Genomic DNA, 21,412 nt, shown 5'->3' with positions numbered 1-21,412 from the left:
AAACAACGCATGAGTGCCATTGCAGACGTGCAATCCAGCAGAGATTTACGCAACCTGCCGATCAATCAGGTCGGCATTAAAGACCTGCGCTTCCCGATTACCCTGCAAACCGCCGAAGGAACGCAATCCACGGTTGCCCGCCTGACCATGACGGTCTACCTGCCCGCCGAGCAGAAGGGTACGCATATGTCGCGCTTTGTCGCATTGATGGAGCAACATACCGAAGCTTTGGATTTTGCACAATTGCATAGGCTGACCGCCGAAATGGTCGCGCTTTTGGATTCCCGCGCCGGCAAAATCAGCGTTTCTTTTCCGTTTTTCCGCAAGAAAACCGCCCCGGTTTCCGGTATTCAGTCTTTACTGGATTATGATGTCAGCCTCACGGGCGAAATTAAAGACGGGGCATACGGCCACAGTATGAAGGTTATGATTCCCGTAACCTCGCTTTGCCCGTGTTCCAAAGAAATTTCCCAATACGGCGCGCACAATCAGCGTTCGCACGTTACCGTCAGCCTGACTGCCGATGCCGAAGTCGGTATCGAGGAAGTCATCGATTATGTGGAGGCGCAGGCGAGCTGCCAACTCTACGGCCTGCTCAAACGCCCCGATGAAAAATACGTTACCGAAAAGGCCTACGAAAATCCGAAATTCGTGGAAGATATGGTGCGCGATGTCGCTACTTCGCTGATTGCCGACAAACGCATTAAGAGCTTTGTCGTCGAGAGTGAGAATTTCGAATCTATCCACAACCATTCGGCTTATGCCTATATCGCGTATCCGTAGGCGTGTTTGCGATGAACCAAATGCCGTCGGAAAGGCGTTTGGGCGTTATTGTCGAATCTGCCGCCGTATCGGTTTGAAATCAATTTGCAATACAAATAATAAAAGGATGCCACTATGACGGTATTAGACAGAGAGCAGGTTCTATCCGCATTTAAAAACCGCAAATCGTGCCGGTATTACGATGCGGCACGCAAAATCAGTGCCGAGGATTTTCAGTTTATTTTAGAACTCGGGCGTTTGTCGCCCAGTTCGGTCGGTTCGGAGCCTTGGCAGTTTGTTGTGGTTCAAAACCCTGAAATCCGACAGGCCATCAAGCTGTTTTCTTGGGGTATGGCGGATGCTTTGGATACCGCCAGTCATTTGGTGGTGTTTTTGGCGAAGAAAAATGCCCGCTTCGACAGCCCGTTTATGTTGGAGAGCCTCAAACGGCGTGGCGTTACCGAACCGGATGCCGTGGCGAAATCTTTGGCAAGGTATCAGGCGTTTCAAGCTGACGACATCAAGATTTTGGACGATTCTCGCGCCTTGTTTGACTGGTGTTGCCGCCAGACCTATATCGCGTTAGCCAACATGATGACGGGTGCGGCGATGACAGGTATCGATTCCTGTCCGGTGGAAGGTTTCAACTATGCCGATATGGAACGCGTATTGTCCGGGCAGTTCGGTTTGTTCGATGCGGCAGAATGGGGCGTGTCCGTTGCCGCGATATTCGGCTACCGGGTTCAGGAAATCGCCACGAAAGCGCGCAGGCCCTTGGAAGAAACCGTTATTTGGGCATAAGGCAATGCCGTCTGAAAACGCAAGGATTTTCAGACGGCATTTTTTAATGCTTATTCAAAACGATTCGCCGGGAGCGAGATAACGCCATTTGCCGGGCGGCAGCCTGCCGAGTTTGACCTTGCCCATACGGATGCGTTTCAGCCCGACGACGCGCAGTCCGACCAGTTCGCACATACGGCGGATTTGCCGCTTTTTACCTTGTTTCAATACGAAACGCAGTTGGTCTTCGTTTTGCCATTCTACTTTGGCGGGACGCAGTTTCTCACCGTCCAAACTCAATCCGTGATTCAGTAAGGCAAGTCCTTTTTCGTCCAATTTGCCGCGCACGCGCACTAAATATTCTTTTTCACTGCCGCTGTTTTCGCCGATAAGCTGCTTGGCGATACGGCCGTCTTGCGTCAATACCAGTAATCCGACCGAGTCGATGTCCAGCCTGCCGGCGGGGGCGAGGCCGATTTTGTGTTTCGGATCGAAACGGATGCGGCTGGTGTCGCCTTCCCAGCGATTTTCAGAGGTAATCAGTTCGGCGGCGGATTTATAGCCTTTTTCCGCTTGTGCGCTGACATAGCCGACGGGTTTGTTCAACAGGATGGTAATGCGTGCCGCCTGCTGTTCGTGGGCTTTCTTGTTCAGTTCGATACGGTCTGCCGGTGAAACTTTCTGACCGAGTACGGCGGTTTTGCCGTTGACCGTTACCCAGCCCTGTTCGATATAGCCGTCGGCTTCGCGGCGCGAACAAAGCCCCAGTTGCGCCATACGTTTGGACAGGCGCATGACATCTTCTGTATGGTCGGAGGAAATTTTGGAATTCATGGGTACTTTCGGGTAAAGGCCGGCTTAGACTAATTGCTCGCCCCAGTGCAGTTTTTGGCGCAGGGTTTTGAAATATTGGTAATCGGTCGGGTGTAGGATGCGTAAGGGATTGTGGTAGCGGCGGATGATGATGCGGTCGAGGTTTTGCACGTCGATGAAGGATTGTCCGTCGAAATGAACGCGGGCGTCGCCGCTTTGGGTAACGAGGATTTCGATTTCAGATGCGTCGGAAATGGCGATGGGGCGGTTGGTCATGGATTGCGGACAGATGGGTACGAGTGTGAAGGCGTGTAATCCTGCCTGCATGATAGGACCGCCGGCGGCAAGCGAATAGGCGGTCGATCCGGTGGGGGTGGAGACAATCAGCCCGTCCGAACGTTGTGTATAGACGAATTCCTGATTGACGAAGACTTCAAATTCAATCATCTGTCCGGCACCGCCACGGGAGAGGACGGCATCGTTGAGGGCGAGGGCGCGTTCGGCGGTTTTGCCTTCGCGGATCAGTGCGGCTTCAATCAGGATTCGCTCTTCGGCAAGGTATTTTCCTTCTAAAACGGGCAATAGCTTGTCCGTCATATATTCGCGGGGAATTTGGGTAAGAAAGCCCAAATGACCTTGGTTGATACCGATAATCGGAACGGCGCGCGGGGCGATTTCGCGGGCGGCAGAGAGAAAGGTGCCGTCTCCGCCTAAGACGGCGACCAGGTCGCAGTATTGCCCCAGTTCGGTCTTGTTGACGATATGGCAGCCGTCGGTGTCTTGGGTATAGATGCAGCATTCCCTTATGCCGACTTCGTCGAGATAGACGGTAAAGCCATGCTGCTTCAAAAAGGTAATCAGTGTGTGTGCAGTATCTTGGATGTCGGGCGTGTTGGGGCGGGTTACGATGCCGATGTTGTGAAAAGGGCTGGTCATGTCGGATGCCGTCTTAAGGTTAGTCTATCCAAATGTCGCGTTCGAGCCTGTCGAGGCGTTCGTTGAGGCGGGCGACGTCGTCGCGCAGTTTGTCCACTTCTTCCATCCAGGCGGACAGGGTGGCGGCGTCGATAACGGGGGATTCGAGTTCGCGGGAAAATTCGCCGATTTGTTCGGCTATGCTTCTGCCGATTTGTTTGATGCCGTGTCCGATATCGGCGGCACGGCTGCCGATGCTGTTGCCGAGCTGCGTGCCGAAAATCCGTGCCAAGTCGTCTGATGCACGGTAACGCAGGCTGCCGAGCAGGGGCAGTACCGCCATGCCGAGGATGAGGTCTCCTTCAAGGCTGATGTCTCCCACCCCCGGCTCGCCTCCTTGCAGGATTTTTTGTACCGCGCTGTTGCGGAAGGTGATTTCTGTATCTGCAAAACCGTTGCTTGCCGATAGAAATCCTTCTTCCGTGATACGTCCGGTCAGTTTCAATCCGGCAATGTTCAGTGCCAGTGTTTTGTCGGCAAATGCGGCAAGCTCCGAGCGGCTGTCGGGGTTTTGCTGAATCAGGTGGTTGATGATGGGGAATAGGGCGGACATGTTTATTTCCTGACTGCGGGCAGAATGCCGGTTTGTTGCTGTTGCCGGTTATTTTACAGGCTTAACCCGTTATCGCAAACGGTAATGATGATTTTGCCCCTGCTGTCGTCGGGTGCGAAATCGGGAGCCGGCAAGCCGAGTTTGGCAGCTTCTTCCGTATAGAATTCGCGGCGTGTCGGGTGGCGCGGTTCAATAATGTTTTTCAGTCTTTTGCCGTTGGGTTTTAATGCCGTCTGAAACAGGGTTTCGACGGCGATGTCGCGGTGGACGATATTGACGGGCTGGTTGCCACCCGGGATGTTTTGCTTTTGAACGAGGCGGCTGACGGGATGACGTTCGGCGCAATAAAGCCCGCCCAACCGCAGGATGTCGATGTTCGGAACGCCGCTGTCGAGCAGGTATTGCTCGGCGGCGAGGATTTGTCGGGCGGACTCGGTTTGCGGATCGGGTAGGGCAGTTTCGTCGCATTCGCGCGCTTTATTGCCGTAAATACTGGTGCTGCTCGTGAAAATCAGATGTTGCACGTTGCACGCTCGGGCAAGTTCTGCCCATTGTTTGACGGTGTCGGCGTAATGCGCCAAAAAGGAGGGCGGCAGCAGGAAGAACCAAACGGGTTTGTCGGCGTGGTGCCGCCAAAAGCTTGTATCTCGGGCAAGGTTCGCGCTTTGAAACACGCTATCTTGATTGAGATCGATGGTATCGAGGTGTATGGGCAGATTGATATCGTCCGAAGTCAGGCTGCGTTTGACGGCGGCAACGCGGCTGCCGTGTTGGTAAAGTTTCTGCGCCAAAGGACGACCGAGGTAGCCTAAGCCTAAGATGGATGCGTCGGGGGAGGCGGAAGGAGGGTTATGTATCATGTTTATAGATGAATGCCGTCTGAAAATAAGCTCAGACGGCATGGAAATTATGAATGCGTACTGCCGATTTTCCGGTCGTATTCCTCGCGGTGTTCCGGCAAGAGGTAGGGGCGCAGGAGGCTTAAGGTGCGGCGGATGCCGCGTGCTTTGGAGTCTTTAGTCAGCTTGGTGCGACCCCGCAGGGAGCTGTCGAAGTCGAACCAGTATTTCGTTACCATCCACATATTGACGGCGAGGTCGTTCATGGCGGTTTGGTCGGCTTGGATGATGTTCAGGCCGTTGAGCTGGGTGAGCAGGTTGACCAAGAGCGGAGAGACTTTGGCTTGGGTGAAGGTATTGTGTTCGCCCAACAATTCGGCACTGCGTGCAAGTAGGGTGTTTACATCGCTAAAGAGGAAGCGGTATTCCCACATGACGTCGTAAATGCCCGCCATATAGTTGATGGAGTCTTCCACATCAGACGGCAACACGGCTTCATTCAGGTATGCCAGCAGGGCTTCGCTGTAACGTTTGAAGAGCTGGACGATGATTTCGTCTTTATTGCGGAAGTGGTAATAGAGGTTGCCCGGACTGATGCCCAAATGCGCCGCGATATGGTTGGTACTGATGTTGCGCTCGCCTTCCTCGTTGAAGAGCGCAAGGCTGGCATCGATGATGCGGGTGTAAGTATTGGTTTTTGCAATGCGGGTCACGGGCATACTCCTTGGATTTATAGGCTGAACGAAGCGGGCAGCCAATTGGGTTCGGCGTGTAATTCTACCTGAAATTGAGTAAATACTGTATTGCAGACGTGTTGCGCCAGTTTCCAGATGTCGTCTGAAGAAGCATTGTTTTTGTTCACCAAAACCAGAGCCTGCCGGTCGTGTACCGCCGCGCCGCCGATTTGGAAGCCTTTCAGACGGCATTGGTCGATCAGCCAGCCGGCGGCGAGTTTGACCGAACCGTCGGGCTGCGGATAGCGCGGCATATCGGGATGCTGCTGCAACAGGGTGGCGGCTTTTTCTGCGTTGACGACGGGGTTTTTAAAGAAACTGCCGACATTGCCCAAAACTTTCGGGTCGGGTAATTTGCTGTTGCGGATGGCGGATACCGCATCGGAAACGTCTTTTGCCGTCGCCTCCCTGCCTGCACTCAATTCGGCAACCTTCGCCGCCAAATCGCCGTAGCCCAAGTTCGGCACAAAATGCGTTTTTAATGCAAATACGACCGAAACAATCACATAACGCCCTTTACCTTCCTGCTTGAACAGGCTTTCGCGGTAGGCGAAGCGGCAGTCGGCATTGGAAAGGGTTACAAAGGTTTCCGTATCCAAATTGAAGCAGCGCACGCTGTGAATCACGTCTTTCGCTTCCACGCCGTACGCACCGATGTTCTGCACGGGCGACGCGCCGACCGTGCCCGGAATCAGGCTCAGATTTTCCAAACCGCTCAAACCCAGCGCGACGGTGTGCAACACGAAATCGTGCCAAATTTCGCCCGCCTGCGCTTCAATCAGAACCATGCCGTCTGAACGCGCAATCTCGCGTATGCCTTTGTTTTCCATATGGACGACCAGTCCGGCGTAATCCTGCATCAAAAGGATGTTGCTGCCGCCGCCCAGCCATAAAACGGTATCGCGGTCGAACTCGGGCAGTCGGACGATGTCGCGCAACTCGTCGGCATGTTCGATCGTGACAAAGGCTTGGGCTTGGGCGCGAAGACCGAAAGTGTTGTAAGGGGTGAGGTCGGTTTGGTATTGGATGGGTTGCATGATGATTTGTGATTTTGTGGATTCAGGTCGTCTGAAAACTTACTATTTAACAATTACGATAGGTAATGGGGTTTTGGGGGGCTTTATAGTTTTCTTGGGAAGAATAGGTCAGCTTATTCACGATTTCTTGATAAATGTCGGAGCCTTCTGGCAACGGCTTGCCTTCAAACATCCAACGGCCTTGAATAATATCGTCGGCAGAAATCCATCTTTCGATTTCATATACTGCCAATGTCCAGCCGCGATAGACTGCAACTGCATATTTTGCTTTTTCACGCCTGCTTCCGATTTTCCAATATTTCCGTGTGCGTTCGTAAATTTCCTTATCCTTATCGGCTTCAGGAATATTCCCTGATCTAATACTTTTTTTCAGTTTCTCGTATTCATTATTAATCGTAATTAAAACAATGGGCTTATCAGTTTTTAATTCTTGAGCATCATACTTTCGTTTTAATTCGGACAAGCTCATCAATCCTACTTCAGAAGAATGCGTGCCGCCTTGAATATTAGTCAGCGGCTGCTGGCTCGGTTTGACTAGGGAGAGTAGGTCTATTGCCATCGCTTCATATTCAAAAGCCTGTTTGTCTGTTTGGATGTTGTGCCGCAGAATGTAATACACGGGCTGGTGTCCGCTTTTATGTATTTCCCTAATCAAAGCAATTTTATCACTTGGCGTTTCTGTTTCTTGTAATGAACCTAGGGCATGATGGAAAACGCGATTGCCCACGCCTTTACCTACATAGAAAATATTGCCGTCTCTAGGGTCAATCAAGCAATAAACATAGTAAGCAAGTTTTTCTATAATGGAAGTTGAAAACATTTTTTTCCTTAAAAGTGAATAAGCCGTAAATGAAATATCAATGGAGGCCGTCTGAAAGAAATTTCAGACGGCCTTATGCGATCTGACCATCTCCCTGCTGCACAATTCCAAGCACCACACCAAGGCGACGGCTGCGATGGTGAGCGAGGCAATCAATGCTGTCCAGAAGCCGTAAATGCCCATACCGAAACGGTAGGCGAGTAGGTAGCCCGGCAGCAGGCCGCAGCCCCAGAAGGCGGCGGCGTGGATGAACATCGGCACTTTTGTGATTTTGTAGCCGCGCAGGGCATAGGACGCGATACATTGGGTGAAGTCTGCCGGTTGGAACAAGCCGGCAAACAGCAGGACGGTGGCGGCGATGCTTAAAACCGCCGGATCATTGCTGTACATACTTACCAGCGGCGAACGGAATAATACCAAAGAAAGCACGGTAATCACGGCGAGCATCCAACCCAACGCCAGCGACACGCCCGAAATATAACGCGCCCGCGAAAATTCGCGCCGTCCTAATGAAAAGCCGATGCGCACCGTCCCTGCCGAGCCGACGCTTTGCGGAATCATATAGAGAATCCCCGACAAACTGATGCCGACCTGCTGCGCCGCCACATAATCTTCGCCGAAGGGCGCGATCAAGAACACGATAAACGAAAACGCGCTGGCTTCCAAAAAATAAGACAGTCCGATGGGCGCGCCAATTTTCCAAATCTGTTTGAACACCGCCCAATCCGGTTTGCCGAATTTTGCCGTCAGTCCGAACGGGCGGAAGAATTTTTCCTTGGCGATATAAATCCACAATGCCAGCGCGCTGAACCAAAACACCGCCATCGTCGCCAGTCCGCAGCCTGCGCCACCCAAAGCGGGCATACCGAATTTGCCGTAAACGAAAATATAGTTCAGCGGCACGTTCAACACAAACGCCGCAAAGCTGACCAACATAATCAGGCGCGGGCGGTTCAGGCTGGAAGCGTAGGCGTGCAGTGCGCGGTGTACCATTGCCGCCGGCATCGCCAAGCTGGTGAACAACATGTATTGCGCCATCGTGCCTTCCACATAATCGCTCAAGGTCAGCCAGTTGCGGAACGGTGTAATCGCCGCCCACATCAATGCCATGCCGAAAATCCCCAAGATCAGCCCGAACCAAATCCCCTGCCGCCCCGTTTCGCCCACTTCGTCGGTTTTACCCGCACCGTAAAGCTGGGCAATCATCGGGTTCAGAGCCGCCATAATGCCCATAAAGGTAATATAAACCGTGGCAAACGCGCTGCTGCCCAAGGCCACCGCCGCCAAATCCTCCTTACCCGCACCGCCCGCCATCACGGTGTCGACAAAACCGATGCCCACCTGAGCGACCTGCGCCAATAACATGGGCAGGGCAAGGGCGACCAGCAGGCGGACTTCTTTCAGGAAGACGGAAAAGGAAAAGCGGTTGAGGTCGAGCAGCATAGGATAAGCATCCAATCAACAAAGATGCCGTCTGAAGAAAAAACCGGCAGTCTGGAATTATGGAAAATCACATCAATTATATAGTAAAAGGGTGCAGAGTCGTCAGGAGGACATGAGGTGCAAAAGTGTATTCAGGTTATGCGTATTTTATGGTAAAGTCTGATTTTAATAACTTGGCAGTAACAAGCTGCCGGACAGGGGCTGTTCAGATTCAGAATCGCAAAGGGGCTTTACCGCTTTGAAAACCGCATGATGCGGTGCGGCAGATACGCCGTATGATTTTGAGTCGGGCAGCCTTTTGTGTTTGCAGGACAAAATAGAGAGAAGACGGATTTTCATGTAAACGCGAGATTTTGAATGGCTGGTTTTGCTGGAGGAATGCCTGTTGCCGCCAGTGGCGGGCGGTTGTTCCGTAATCGGTTACGGCGTTGTACGCAACGGTGCAGAAAAAATGATATGCCGTCTGAAAAGGCTGGAAAGGGTAAGTAATCCCGATAGCCGCAATTTGCAATTTGATTGTAACTTATCAATTTAAAACAAGGTTGTCATAATGGCTAAAAATGTTGTAGTAATCGGCGCCCAATGGGGCGATGAAGGCAAAGGTAAAATCGTTGACTGGCTGGCGGAAGAAACCAGCGGCGTCGTGCGTTTCCAAGGCGGCCACAATGCGGGTCATACTTTGGTCGTCGGCGGTAAAAAAACCATTTTGCGCCTGATTCCGAGCGGCATTCTGCATGAAAGTTTGGACTGCTTCATCGGTTCCGGCGTTGTCGTTTCTCCCGAAGCATTGTTAGGCGAAATCGACGAGTTGAACGCGGCAGGCGTGAAAAACGTCGAAGGCCGTCTGAAAATCGCGCCGACCTGTCCGCTGATCCTGCCTTACCACATTGCGCTTGACCAAGCTCGCGAAGCATCCCGCGGGAAGGGCAAAATCGGTACAACCGGCCGCGGCATCGGCCCTGCCTACGAAGACAAAGTGGCACGCCGCGCCATCCGCGCCGTCGATTTGCTGCATCCTGAAAAATTGCGTGAAAAACTGGATGCCATCCTCGCTTATTACAACGTTCAATTGCAACATCTGCATAATGCCGAGCCGGTGAAAGCGGAAGACGTGATGGCGGTTATCGAAAAAGTTGCGCCGCGCATTACGCCGATGATTACCGACGTATCCCGTGTGTTGAACGAGAAAAACAAAAACGGCGAAAAACTGCTGTTTGAAGGCGCGCAAGGCACGCTGTTGGACATCGACTACGGCACTTACCCCTTCGTTACCTCTTCCAACTGCCTGGCGGGAGCAGCTTCCGCAGGCGCAGGCGTAGGTCCGCAAATGCTGGATTATGTTTTGGGCATCGTCAAAGCCTATACCACGCGCGTCGGTTCAGGCCCGTTCCCGACCGAATTGTTCGACGAAGTCGGCGCAGGTTTGGCAGAACGCGGACACGAATTCGGTTCCGTAACCGGTCGCGCACGCCGCTGCGGATGGTTTGATGCCGCCGCGTTGAAACGCTCCATCCAAGTCAACGGTATTTCCGGTATGTGCATCACCAAGCTGGACGTGATGGACGGTATTGAGAACATCAATATCTGTGTCGGCTACGAATTGCCCGACGGCAGCAAAACCGACATTCTGCCTTGCGGTTCCGATGCGGTAGAAGCCTGCAAGCCGATTTACGAAACCATGCCCGGCTGGAGCGAATCCACTTTCGGCGTGAAAAGCTACGACGCATTGCCTGCCAATGCCAAAGCATATTTGAAACGGATTGAAGAAGTGTGTGGTGCGCCGGTCGCTATCGTCTCCACCGGCCCCGACCGCGAAGAAACGATTGTGCTGCATCATCCGTTCGCATAAGGTTTTGCAGTAAAAATGCTGTCTGAAGCCCTAATTGGTTTCAGACGGCATTTTTGCTGCCGTTTTATCTGATATTTTCTGTCCGGACACGGTTTGTCGGGGTATATCAATGCGGCGTATCCGGTGCGGAAATGGACGCGGTTTATGCCGATATGGCGAACCCGATGTTTTCAGACGGCATTAGTTTACTATGGAAAAATCGTACTGCTTGTGCGTACGGTTTTTTTGTCGTTTCAAATCGGCTCAGAGCGATTTGAGACGGGCAATGCGGTTGTCCAGCGAAGGGTGGGTGCTGAGCAGGGAGTCGCGCGTATCTCCGGCGATGCCCATTGCGTTCATTTCTTCGGGCAGGTCGACAGGATTGCCTTTAAGCCTTTGCAGGGCGGAAATCATTTTCGGTGCGCCGACCAGTTTTGCCGCGCCCGCATCGGCGCGGTATTCGCGTTGTCGGCTGAACCACATGACAATCAGGCTGGCAAGGAAGCCGAACAAGATTTGAAATACGGTGCTGACGAGGAAGTAAGTCCCTTGGGACTGGCTGCCGTCGTTGTTTCGGGCAATCAGGTTGGCAATAATGCGCGACAGGAACACGACAAAGGTATTAACCACCCCTTGAATCAGCGTCAGTGTAACCATGTCGCCGTTTCCGACGTGCGCCATTTCGTGCGCCAACACCGCTTCCACTTCGTCGCGCGTCATATGGTCGAGCAAACCGGTGCTGACGGCGATCAGGGAGCTGTTTCTCGATGCGCCCGTGGCAAAGGCATTGGGTTCGGGAGAGTGGTAGATGGCGACTTCGGGCATTTTCAGGTTCCATTGCCGCGCTTGGGCTTCGACAGTGTTCAAAAGCCAGGCTTCTTCTTCGGTGCGCGGCGTGTCGATAACTTCCGCGCCGACCGATTGTTTGGCGATGAATTTGGACATCAGCAGCGAAATAATCGAACCAGTGAAGCCGACGACGGCGGAATACGCCAACAGGCTGCCCGTGCCGCCCCGGCTGTTGATGCCCAGAACCGCCAAAACAATACTGATTACGACCAAAATAGCGATATTGGTAGCCAAAAACAGAAAAATGCGTTTCACGGATGTTCCTTTTTGGTAGGGTGTGATGTTTTAAAGTTTTGGGGATTGTCCCAAAAAGTTGCAGCCTTGTGAATATTAAGCTCGGCAAAGGTATGCAAAACATTTGCTTGCAAATGGCAGTTTGTACAGTTGGTTTTTGAACTATTGTGCCAAGCCGTGTAGAATCGTAAACCATCTGTTTGATTCCAATAAACACATTTAAAAGGATCACTTCATGAAAGCATTACTTTTAGGCGCGCCAGGCGCGGGCAAAGGCACTCAGGCGCAATTCATCACCGCTGCTTTTGATATTCCGCAAATCTCTACTGGCGATATGCTCCGCGCCGCAATTAAAGCAGGTACGCCGCTGGGTTTGGAAGCGAAAAAAATCATCGATGAAGGCGGCTTGGTGCGCGACGACATCATTATCGGTATGGTCAAAGAACGTATCGCGCAAGACGATTGCAAAAACGGTTTCTTGTTTGACGGTTTCCCGCGCACGCTGGCACAAGCCGAAGCGATGGTTGAAGCCGGTGTGGATTTGGACGCGGTTGTTGAAATCGACGTACCCGACAGCGTGATTATCGACCGAATGAGCGGCCGCCGCGTGCATTTGGCTTCCGGCCGTACTTACCACGTTACCTACAATCCGCCCAAAGTCGAAGGCAAAGACGACGTAACCAGAGAAGATTTGATTCAGCGCGACGATGACAAAGAAGAAACCGTGAAAAAACGCCTTGCTGTTTACCACGAGCAAACCGAAGTGCTGGTCGATTTTTACAGCAAGCTGGAAGGCGAACACGCGCCTAAATACATCAAAGTTGATGGTACCCAAGCAGTAGAAGCCGTGAAAGCCGAAGTATTGAAAGGTTTGGGCAAATAAGTTTTGCCGAGTCGGAAATGCCGTCTGAAAAAATATTTTCAGACGGCATTTTGTGTATGAAAGCTGTTAAAATCGAAGTTGTAACCGTTTATCCGCAGGCATCTTATGAACCCCTTAATCTCCGACTTCCAAACCCAGCAACAACGCACCCCCGTCATCGTCGCCCTTGATTTTGCCAACGAAAAAGACACGCTCGGATTCGTCCGCAACCTTGATCCGACGTTGTGCCAAATCAAAATCGGCAAAGAGCTGTTTACCGCGACGGGGCGCAGTTTGGCGGAAAGCTTAATCAATCAAGGTTTCAAGCTTTTCCTCGATTTGAAATACCACGATATTCCCCACACCGTCGCGCAAGCCTGCAAAGTCGCTGCCGATATGGGCGTTTGGATGGTCGATATGCATGCCTCAGGCGGCCGCCGTATGATGGAAGCCGCCGCCGAAGCCGTTGCCGGATACGGCACAAAGCCGCTCTTAATCGGCGTAACCGTGTTGACCAGCATGGAACAAAGCGATTTGGCGGAAATCGGTTTGAACATCGCCCCTGAAGAACAAGTCATCCGCTTGGCGAAACTAGCGCAAAGTTCGGGCTTGGACGGCGTGGTCTGTTCCGCTCAAGAAGCCGCACCGTTGCGTTGCGAGTTGGGACAAGATTTTGTCTTGGTAACGCCTGGTATCCGCTTGGACGTTGCCGGCAATAACGACGACCAACGCCGTATTATGACGCCCGCCGAAGCCTTGGCGGCAGGTTCAACCTATTTGGTAATGGGCCGCCCTATAACCCAAGCCGCCGATCCGGTCGCCGTATTGCGCGAAGTGAACCGCGTGGCAAACGCTTAAGCATCAACAATTTTGATGCTGTTCAAAGAAACTGCCTCACTTTGATACGGTAGATAAATAACCAGAAAATTTCAGCTTAGAAAGGAATTTATCCGATGTCTCAATGTGGTTCAGATGTGAGCAATATTTTTGATTATGATGCATTTCCGGAAGATGATTTGCTTGTAAAGGATACCCCTGTTGGATGGTATGCGATTGTGTCGCATAAAATTGTCGAAGAGGGGCTTCCTATTAAATTTATGTATCGGGAACATCAAGGGGATTTACCATTTGATAGCGGATGGCGGGTATTTTCCGGAACAGAAGATGATGAATACTCGAATAACCCTGATAACTTCTCCTTTCATAGTTTGACGCGGCTTACTCATTATCAAGCAGATGTTGGGGAGCTGTTTTGGGCAGATATAGGTAGCGTTTTTGAAAAAAAAGAAGGAGAGGATTGCTTTTCACCTATTACCGATTGGTCTCCTTTTGACTTTGAAGAATAATAAAAAGCCGGATTTTATTATTAATCAGTAAATTTGCCAGATAATTACTGAGAATACAGTGAAGTTTTCACACAAAAAAAATAACTTATTTTGGAGTGCATAAAATGCCCGCCAAGTTTCAACAAGAAACCCTCAAATCCCGTTTCGCGCAAGCCAAAGTCCTGGTTGTCGGCGACGTGATGCTCGACCGCTATTGGTTTGGCGACGTGTCCCGAATTTCGCCCGAAGCCCCCGTGCCGGTAGCAAAAATCGGACGTATCGACCAACGCGCGGGCGGTGCGGCGAACGTTGCGCGCAATATCGCTTCGCTGGGCGGCAAAGCAGGGCTGTTGTCGGTAACCGGCGACGACGAAGCCGCCAACGCGCTCGACGCGCTGATGGTGCAGGACGGCGTCGCCTCCTATCTGATGCGCGACAAACAAATCGCCACCACCGTCAAACTGCGCGTCGTCGCCCGCAACCAGCAGCTTATCCGCCTTGATTTTGAAGAACATCCCAACCGAGAAGTATTGGAACAAATCAAGCGGAAATACCGTGAAATCTTGCCCGAATACGACGCAATTATTTTTTCAGACTATGGCAAAGGTGGCCTGTCGCACATCTCCGATATGATTGATTGGGCGAAACACGAAGGCAAAACCGTATTAATCGACCCCAAAGGCGACGATTACGAAAAATACGCCGGTGCAACCCTGATTACGCCCAACCGTGCCGAATTGAAAGAAGTGGTCGGCAGTTGGAAAAACGAAGGCGAGTTGACCGAAAAAGCACAAAACCTGCGCCGCCACCTCGACTTGACCGCGATTTTGCTGACCCGAAGCGAAGAGGGTATGACCCTGTTCAATGAGGGCGAGCCGATTTATCAGCCTACACGGGCCCAAGAAGTCTATGATGTATCCGGTGCAGGCGATACCGTCATTGCCGGAGTGGGCTTGGGTTTGGCTGCTGGTTATACCATGCCTGAAGCCATGCACCTTGCCAATACTGCGGCTGGGGTTGTCGTGGCGAAACTTGGTACGGCGGTTTGCTCGTTTGCAGAGTTGGTTGAAGCACTGGACGGGCAATAAATCTTTTCAGACGGCATGACCATCCAATGCCGTCTGAAACCCTCAAAACAAAGGAAACCCAATATGACCATCATCGTAACAGGCGCGGCCGGTTTTATCGGCAGCAACATCGTCAAAGCCCTCAACCAACGCGGCATTACCGACATCGTTGCCGTCGATAATTTGAGCAAAGGCGAAAAATTCAAAAACCTTGCCGAGTGTGAAATCGCCCATTATCTCGATAAACACGAATTTATCCGCCAAGTGAGGGAACACATTTTACCTTATCAAAACATCGAAGCCGTGTTCCACCAAGGCGCGTGTTCCGATACGATGAACCACGACGGTTTGTATATGATGGAAAACAACTACCAGTACACGCTGGATTTGTTGGACTGGTGTCAGGACGAACGCATTCCCTTCCTTTATGCCTCCAGTGCGGCGGTTTACGGCAAAGGCGAAATCTTCCGCGAAGAGCGCGAACTCGAAAAACCGCTTAATGTGTACGGCTACTCCAAATTCCTGTTCGACCAAGTATTGCGCCGCCGCATGAAAGAAGGCCTGACCGCCCAAGTCGTCGGCTTCCGCTACTTCAACGTTTACGGACAACACGAACAACACAAAGGCCGCATGGCATCCGTCGCTTTCCACCATTTCCACCAATACCGCGAACACGGTTACGTTAACCTGTTCGGTTCAAACGACGGCTACGGCAACGGCGAACAAACCCGCGACTTCGTCAGCGTCGAAGACGTCGCCAAAGTCAACCTCTACTTCTTCGACCATCCCGAACTTTCCGGCATCTACAACCTCGGAACAGGCCGCAGCCAACAGTTCAACGAACTCGCCGCCGCCACCGTCAACGCCTGCCGCGCCGCCGAAGGCAAACCTGAAATGAGCTTGAAAGAGCTGGTAGAAGAAGAATTTATCCGCTACATCCCATTTCCCGACGCGCTCAAAGGCAAATACCAAAGCTTCACCCAAGCCGACATCACCAAATTGCGCGAAGCCGGATATAAGGAAGAATTTTTGGATGTCAAAGCAGGTGTCAACCGCTACGTCAAATGGATGCTGGAAAATTTGGCTTAAACACGATTGGTCATTTTGTTTGAAAGAAAATGCCGTCTGAACCTTTCAGACGGCATTTTTGATTTTATGCGGAGGCGGTTTTTATTTTGACCTTGCTTTTCTTAAACTTCAATACGGCTTCTTCTTTCGCCGCATCCCAGTCTATCCGCACAAAGCCGCCGTCGGATAGTTTGCCGAACAGGAGTTCGTCGGCGAGCGGTTTGCGGATTTTTTCCTGAATCAGGCGGTGCATCGGGCGCGCGCCCATTTGCGGGTCGAAACCTTTTTCCGCCAGATATTTGCGCAATGCCGGTGTGAATTCGGCTTCGACTTTTTTGTCGAGGAGCTGGTGTTCGAGCTGAAGCAGGAATTTATCCACGACTTTGGCGATAATGGGTTCGGACAGGGGCGCAAACGGGATAATCGCGTCCAAGCGGTTGCGGAACTCGGGCGTGAAGAGCTTGTTGATAGCCTGCATTTCGTCGCCGCGCTCGCGTTTGGCGGTAAAGCCTAGGCTGGGTCGGCTGAGGCTTTCTGCGCCTGCGTTGGTGGTCATGATCAGGATGACGTTGCGGAAATCGGCACTCTTGCCGTTGTTGTCGGTCAGTTTGCCTGCGTCCATGACTTGCAGGAGGACGTTGAAAATGTCGGGGTGGGCTTTTTCGATTTCGTCCAAGAGCAATACGCAGTGCGGATGTTTGTTGGCGGCTTCGGTCAAAAGGCCGCCTTGTTCGAAGCCGACGTAGCCCGGTGGTGCGCCGATGAGGCGCGATACGGCATGGCGTTCCATGTATTCAGACATATCAAAGCGTTGCAGCGGTACGCCCATCGAGTAGGCAAGCTGTTTGGCGACTTCGGTTTTGCCGACGCCGGTCGGACCGGAGAAGAGGAAACTGCCTATCGGTTTGTCGGGCAGGGCGAGGCCGGAGCGCGACATTTTGACGGCGGCAACCAACGCATCGATGGCATTTTCTTGACCGTAAACCATGTTTTTCAAATCGCGGCCGAGGAATTGCAGGACTTGTTTGTCGTCGTGCGACACGGTTTTTTCGGGAATCCGCGCGACTTTGGCAATGACGGTTTCGATTTGCGCTTTACCGATGACTTTTTTCTGTTTGGATTTAGGCAGAATTCGTTGCGCCGCGCCTGCTTCATCCATTACGTCGATGGCTTTGTCGGGCAGGAAGCGTTCGTTGATGTAGCGTGCGGAAAGTTCGGCGGCAGCTTCGAGTGCGCCTTGCGTATAGCGCACTTGGTGGAAATCTTCAAACATCGGTTTCAAGCCGCGCAGGATTTGTACGGTTTCGGCGACGGTGGGTTCGACCACATCGATTTTTTGGAAACGGCGGCTTAAGGCGTGGTCTTTGTCGAAAATGGTGCGGTATTCGTCGTAAGTGGTTGCACCGATGCAGCGCAGCGAGCCTTTCGCCAGCGCAGGTTTGAGTAGGTTGGACGCGTCCATCGTGCCGCCGCTGGTGCTGCCTGCGCCGATGATGGTATGGATTTCGTCGATAAACAAAATGGCGTGCGGGATTTTTTCGAGCTGTTTCAAGACGGATTTGACCCGCGCTTCAAAGTCGCCGCGGTATTTTGTGCCCGCCAAAAGCGAACCCATATCCAGCGCGTACACTTCGGCTTCCTTAAGCGCGTCGGGAATGTCGCCGTTGACGATTTGATGTGCCAAGCCTTCCGCCAGTGCGGTTTTGCCCACGCCGGCTTCGCCGACCAAAAGCGGATTGTTTTTGCGGCGGCGGCATAGGATTTGCACCAGCCGTTCCATTTCGTGTTTTCTGCCGATTAAGGGGTCGATGCGGCCGGCTTTGACTTCGGCGTTGAGGTTGACGGTGTACTCCGATAAAGGGTTTTTGCTCGGTTTGGTGCGGTTCTCATTATCGTCGTCCATGCCGTCTGAAGAATAGTTGCCATCGTCTTCATCTTCATCGGGAGAGCCATGGGCAATACAGCGCAAAACTTCAAAACGCGTAACCGATTGCAGCTTGAGGAAATAGACGGCGTGGCTGTCGGTTTCGCTCATCAGCGCGACCAAAACGTCTAAAGGCTCGACCAAGCCCTTGCCTGCCGATTGGGTATGCACCATCGCCCGTTGGATGACGCGTTGGAAGCCGAGCGTGGGCTGGGTTTCGACCGTGTCCAAAAGGTGGTCGGGAATCAGGGGGGTGTTTTCGGCAACGCTGGCGGCGAGTTGTTCGGACACCACTTTCAAATCTGCGCCGCAGAGCTTGAGGACGTTGGGGACGGCGGCATCTTCTTCGATGAGTACCAAAAGCAGATGCTCGAGGCTGATAAATTCATAATGGGCGTTGCGCGCCTCGCGGTAAAGCTGCTGCAAAATCTGTTCTAATTCAGGGGCAAGCATATTAAATCTCCTCGACAATACATTGCAGCGGATGCCCTTCGGCTTTTGCCCGCTGCATGACTTGTTGCTGTTTGGTTTGGGCAATATCGCGCGTGTAAGTGCCGCACAGGCCTTTGCCTTCGTGATGAACCAAGAGCATTACCGCTACCGCCTGTTCTTGTCCGAGCATGAAGATTTCGGTCAGGATTTCAACGACAAATTCCATCGTGGTGTAATCGTCGTTCAATAGGAAAACGCCGTAACGTTTTGGCGGCAGGGTGTTAAGGTTGCTTAAAAGCGTATCGGATTGGCAGTGTGTCGTCATAAGTTGTTTTCTATCGGGAAGAAGCCGTTTTCAGACGGCATTTCTGTTGTATTTTCGGTCTTTCCGCTTATTTTCTCACTTTTTTGGAAACATAGCTTGACGTTTCGGCTTAACAAATGTAAAAAGACGGTTAAGCAGAAGCCGGCACTCGACCAAGTATATAAAGCTGGGGAGAAACGCTGAACGTTTAAGTTTGCTGTATGCCTTATTTTGCTGATTTTGTTAATTTTTAAGTATAGGAAGTTTCTAATGGCAACCGGTATCGTAAAATGGTTTAACGACGCTAAAGGTTTTGGTTTCATCACTCCTGACGAAGGTGGCGAAGATTTGTTCGCTCACTTCTCAGCGATCAATATGGAAGGTTTCAAAACCCTGAAAGAAGGCCAACGCGTGTCTTTCGACGTAACCACCGGCCCTAAAGGCAAACAAGCTGCTAACATTCAGGCTGCTTAATCCCGAGTGTACGGGAAACCGTATATGTGAAACGGCAGGACAGACGATGTCCTGCCGTTTTGTTTTGCCGTTTGCAGAAACAGGGAATGCCGTCTGAAAAGAACAGGTGTCTTTTTATCTGCTTTATCCTTAGCCTGTGTGAATCCTGTTGTGGATATGTTTGATAGTATGCTGAGGAATAAGGGAAAATCCTATATGATTAAAAAATGTGCAGATTGTTTGTCAGGGATTTTTGCGGAAATCTAAAAGAAATTATGTATAGTGGATTAACAAAAATCAGGACAAGGCGACGAAGCCGCAGACAGTACAAATAGTACGGAACCGATTCACTTGGTGCTTCAGCACCTTAGAGAATCGTTCTCTTTGAGCTAAGGCGAGGCAACGCCGTACTGGTTTTTGTTAATCCACTATATCAACAAAGGGCCGAACCGTTGTAGGTTCAGCCCTTTGCTTTCAGACGGCATCCGGTTGGGGTTTCAGTTGCCTGCAACCGTCATGCTTCCTATCAGGATAGAACCGATTTGGTTGGACGAACGGCGTAAGGCATCATCGGACACGCCGACGATGTTGCGGTACATATCTTGAAGGCGGCCGGCAACGGTAATTTCATGGACGGGGTAGGCAATGATGCCGTTTTCCACCCAAAAACCCGCCGCACCGCGCGAGTAGTCGCCGGTAATGGCGTTTACGCCTTGCCCCATGAGCTCGGTTACCAACAATCCTGTGCCCATTTCTTTCAGCAGGTCTGATTGCGTTTCGTGCGTATGGTTCAAATAAAGGTTGTGCGCGCCGCCGGCGTTGCCCGTGGTCTGCATACCGAGTTTCCTCGCACTGTAACTGCTGAGGAAATAGCTTTCGACGATGCCGTCGCGGATGATGAAACGCGGCCGCGTGGCGACGCCTTCGGAATCGAAATAGGTGCTGCCGAAGGCACGGGGAATATGCGGCTCTTCGCGCAGGCTGAGGAAATCGGGCAGAATTTGCTTGCGTATGCTGTTAATCAGGAAGCTGCTTTGGCGGTAGAGCGAGCCGCCGGACAGTGCGCCGACTAGGTGTCCGATCAGACCTCCCGAAACGGTCGCATCGAATAGGACGGGGTAGCTTCCAGTCGGAATGCTGCGGCTGTTCAAACGACGCAAGGTACGTTCGGCGGCGGTTTGACCGATTTGCGTCGGGCTGTCCATGTCTTGATGTCGGCAGGAGGAATCGTACCAGTAGTCGCGCTGCATGCCGTTTTCGTCGGCGGCAACGACGCTGCATGAAATGCTGTGGCGCGTGCCTTGCTGGTGTGCGGCAAAACCGTGGGTGTTGCCGTAAACGTATTGGTAATGTCCGGTTTGCACCGCCGCCCCTTCGGAGTTTTCGATGCGCTCATCCTCGTTCAGGGCGGCTTGTTCGCATTGTTTTGCCAACTCGACGGCGGCTTCCGTGCTTAAATCCCATTCGTGGTAACGGTCGAGGTCGCCGATGTGTTGCGCCATAAGCGAAGCGTCTGCCAAACCTGCGCAATCGTCTTCGGCAGTGTAGCGGGCGATGTCGATGGCGGCTTTGACGGTGTCTTGCAGGGCTTTTTCGGAGAAGTCGGCAGTGCTGGCGCGGCCTTTGCGTTTGCCGACGTAAACGGTAATGTCCAGCGACTTGTCCTGCTGGAACTCGATTTGTTCGATTTCGCCCAGCCGCACGCTGACGCTTTGTCCCAATGATTCGCTGAAATCGGCTTCGGCGGCGGTTGCGCCCGTCGCTTTTGCCAAGTCGAGCGTGCGGCGGCAGAGGTCGAGGAGTTCGGAAGCGGTGTGGTTGAACAGCATAGAAATCTTTCTTGGTGGAGCGTTGCGGCATTTTAACCGTTTCGGACGACAGGGGCAAAAGTACCGGTTAACAGGCATATGGGGAAAAATGCCGTCTGAACGCGGAATCATTCTGTTAAAATGCGCCTATCGGATAAAATTTGAGAACCAAGATGTTTGAACAAGAAGATGAATGGGTCAGCAAAACCCAAATGAAAAAGCAAATGAACGATTTGCAGGATTTGGGCATGGCGTTGACCAAGCTCTCAAACGATACGCTGAAAAAAATCGGTTTGGATGCGGATTTGTACGAGGCGGTAACCGCCTATAAAAAAATCACATCCAACGGCGCGCTCAAACGCCAGGCACAATTTATCGGCAGGCTGATGCGCGATTTGCCGGCAAAGTGGCAAAAGCGTTTTTTTGCCACTAAAATCTACACCCTATACTTTTCGGACAGGGGCGCGGAAATGGAAATATGGAATATGTTGAACACTTGGCC

General features: G+C 52.0%; 22 protein-coding genes. 10 read left to right on the top strand and 12 right to left on the bottom strand.

Translation table 11 applies throughout. From position 1 onward, the window contains the following. Positions 1–9: 9 nt before the first annotated feature. A complete protein-coding gene (gene folE2, locus ACRPFF_RS06265) occupies positions 10–783 on the top strand; it encodes a GTP cyclohydrolase FolE2 (protein WP_411712463.1) in 774 nt (257 codons plus the stop codon). Between the two features lie 114 nt (positions 784–897). Beyond that, positions 898–1,563, top strand: coding sequence for an NAD(P)H-dependent oxidoreductase (locus ACRPFF_RS06260; protein WP_411712391.1), 666 nt, complete (start codon positions 898–900; stop codon positions 1,561–1,563). A gap of 54 nt (positions 1,564–1,617) precedes the next feature. Here ACRPFF_RS06260 and ACRPFF_RS06255 read toward each other — a convergent pair whose 3' ends face one another. From ACRPFF_RS06255 to norM, 8 genes are all read right to left on the bottom strand, one after another. Next, positions 1,618–2,376 carry a pseudouridine synthase gene (locus ACRPFF_RS06255; RefSeq protein ID WP_219208086.1) on the bottom strand — a complete coding sequence of 253 codons (759 nt, stop codon included), beginning with the start codon at positions 2,374–2,376 and terminating at the stop codon, positions 1,618–1,620. 24 nt (positions 2,377–2,400) lie between these two features. Next, entirely contained in the window at positions 2,401–3,291 is an 891-nt protein-coding gene (locus tag ACRPFF_RS06250) for an NAD(+) kinase (protein ID WP_432674126.1), read from the bottom strand. A 19-nt stretch (positions 3,292–3,310) separates the two neighbouring features. Then, positions 3,311–3,883: a ubiquinone biosynthesis accessory factor UbiJ gene (locus ACRPFF_RS06245; RefSeq protein ID WP_411712390.1), complete on the bottom strand. Its 573-nt coding sequence runs from the start codon at positions 3,881–3,883 to the stop codon at positions 3,311–3,313. Between the two features lie 53 nt (positions 3,884–3,936). Continuing rightward, complete coding sequence (locus ACRPFF_RS06240; RefSeq protein ID WP_411712462.1) at positions 3,937–4,743, bottom strand: SDR family oxidoreductase; 807 nt, start codon at positions 4,741–4,743, stop codon at positions 3,937–3,939. Positions 4,744–4,790: 47 nt separating this feature from the next. Next, positions 4,791–5,441 carry a TetR/AcrR family transcriptional regulator gene (locus ACRPFF_RS06235; RefSeq protein WP_411712389.1) on the bottom strand — a complete coding sequence of 217 codons (651 nt, stop codon included), beginning with the start codon at positions 5,439–5,441 and terminating at the stop codon, positions 4,791–4,793. A gap of 11 nt (positions 5,442–5,452) precedes the next feature. Next, on the bottom strand, positions 5,453–6,493 hold the full coding sequence (gene murB / locus ACRPFF_RS06230) for a UDP-N-acetylmuramate dehydrogenase (RefSeq protein WP_432674125.1): 1,041 nt from the start codon (positions 6,491–6,493) through the stop codon (positions 5,453–5,455). Between the two features lie 46 nt (positions 6,494–6,539). Then, positions 6,540–7,313, bottom strand: a complete 774-nt coding sequence (locus ACRPFF_RS06225; protein ID WP_314169290.1) for an LEM-3-like GIY-YIG domain-containing protein — start codon at positions 7,311–7,313, stop codon at positions 6,540–6,542. Positions 7,314–7,376: 63 nt separating this feature from the next. Then, the gene (gene norM, locus ACRPFF_RS06220; RefSeq protein WP_432674141.1) at positions 7,377–8,756 is read right to left on the bottom strand and encodes a multidrug efflux MATE transporter NorM; all 1,380 of its coding nucleotides are present in this window, start codon (positions 8,754–8,756) and stop codon (positions 7,377–7,379) included. Between the two features lie 550 nt (positions 8,757–9,306). Here norM and ACRPFF_RS06215 point away from each other — a divergent pair. Next, on the top strand, positions 9,307–10,605 hold the full coding sequence (locus ACRPFF_RS06215; protein WP_003677673.1) for an adenylosuccinate synthase: 1,299 nt from the start codon (positions 9,307–9,309) through the stop codon (positions 10,603–10,605). Between the two features lie 243 nt (positions 10,606–10,848). On the opposite strand, the gene htpX is transcribed toward ACRPFF_RS06215, so the two are convergent. Continuing rightward, positions 10,849–11,688, bottom strand: a complete 840-nt coding sequence (gene htpX, locus ACRPFF_RS06210; protein WP_304667999.1) for a protease HtpX — start codon at positions 11,686–11,688, stop codon at positions 10,849–10,851. 214 nt (positions 11,689–11,902) lie between these two features. On the opposite strand from htpX, the gene adk reads away from it, so the two are divergent. The 5 genes from adk (at position 11,903) to rfaD (ending at position 16,010) form a co-directional block, all read left to right on the top strand. Then, positions 11,903–12,550: an adenylate kinase gene (gene adk, locus ACRPFF_RS06205; RefSeq protein ID WP_432674124.1), complete on the top strand. Its 648-nt coding sequence runs from the start codon at positions 11,903–11,905 to the stop codon at positions 12,548–12,550. 105 nt (positions 12,551–12,655) lie between these two features. Beyond that, positions 12,656–13,387, top strand: a complete 732-nt coding sequence (pyrF, locus tag ACRPFF_RS06200; protein ID WP_432674123.1) for an orotidine-5'-phosphate decarboxylase — start codon at positions 12,656–12,658, stop codon at positions 13,385–13,387. Between the two features lie 95 nt (positions 13,388–13,482). Next, positions 13,483–13,875 (top strand): DUF2185 domain-containing protein, encoded by a 393-nt coding sequence (locus tag ACRPFF_RS06195; protein ID WP_101129543.1) that lies wholly within the window; start codon positions 13,483–13,485, stop codon positions 13,873–13,875. Between the two features lie 104 nt (positions 13,876–13,979). Continuing rightward, complete coding sequence (gene hldA, locus ACRPFF_RS06190; RefSeq protein ID WP_432674122.1) at positions 13,980–14,942, top strand: ADP-heptose synthase; 963 nt, start codon at positions 13,980–13,982, stop codon at positions 14,940–14,942. Positions 14,943–15,005: 63 nt separating this feature from the next. Next, a complete protein-coding gene (rfaD, locus tag ACRPFF_RS06185; RefSeq protein WP_432674121.1) occupies positions 15,006–16,010 on the top strand; it encodes an ADP-glyceromanno-heptose 6-epimerase in 1,005 nt (334 codons plus the stop codon). 64 nt (positions 16,011–16,074) lie between these two features. On the opposite strand, the gene clpA is transcribed toward rfaD, so the two are convergent. Both clpA and clpS read right to left on the bottom strand, forming a co-directional pair. Continuing rightward, entirely contained in the window at positions 16,075–18,366 is a 2,292-nt protein-coding gene (gene clpA, locus ACRPFF_RS06180) for an ATP-dependent Clp protease ATP-binding subunit ClpA (RefSeq protein WP_432674120.1), read from the bottom strand. Position 18,367: 1 nt separating this feature from the next. Beyond that, on the bottom strand, positions 18,368–18,670 hold the full coding sequence (clpS, locus tag ACRPFF_RS06175; protein WP_025457204.1) for an ATP-dependent Clp protease adapter ClpS: 303 nt from the start codon (positions 18,668–18,670) through the stop codon (positions 18,368–18,370). Between the two features lie 249 nt (positions 18,671–18,919). On the opposite strand from clpS, the gene ACRPFF_RS06170 reads away from it, so the two are divergent. After that, entirely contained in the window at positions 18,920–19,123 is a 204-nt protein-coding gene (locus ACRPFF_RS06170; RefSeq protein WP_002217533.1) for a cold-shock protein, read from the top strand. 476 nt (positions 19,124–19,599) lie between these two features. On the opposite strand, the gene pmbA is transcribed toward ACRPFF_RS06170, so the two are convergent. After that, the gene (gene pmbA / locus ACRPFF_RS06165; protein ID WP_432674119.1) at positions 19,600–20,931 is read right to left on the bottom strand and encodes a metalloprotease PmbA; all 1,332 of its coding nucleotides are present in this window, start codon (positions 20,929–20,931) and stop codon (positions 19,600–19,602) included. A gap of 152 nt (positions 20,932–21,083) precedes the next feature. On the opposite strand from pmbA, the gene yjgA reads away from it, so the two are divergent. Continuing rightward, a partial coding sequence (gene yjgA, locus ACRPFF_RS06160) for a ribosome biogenesis factor YjgA (protein ID WP_432674118.1) occupies positions 21,084–21,412 on the top strand: 329 nt, incomplete at its 3' end.

Origin of the sequence: Neisseria sp. SLRRB23 (assembly GCF_050896295.1) — a bacterium.
In the GTDB taxonomy this organism is placed as follows: Bacteria; Pseudomonadota; Gammaproteobacteria; order Burkholderiales; family Neisseriaceae; genus Neisseria.
Note: the sequence above shows the minus strand (reverse complement) of the source record. Positions and strands in the feature narration are given on the sequence as shown.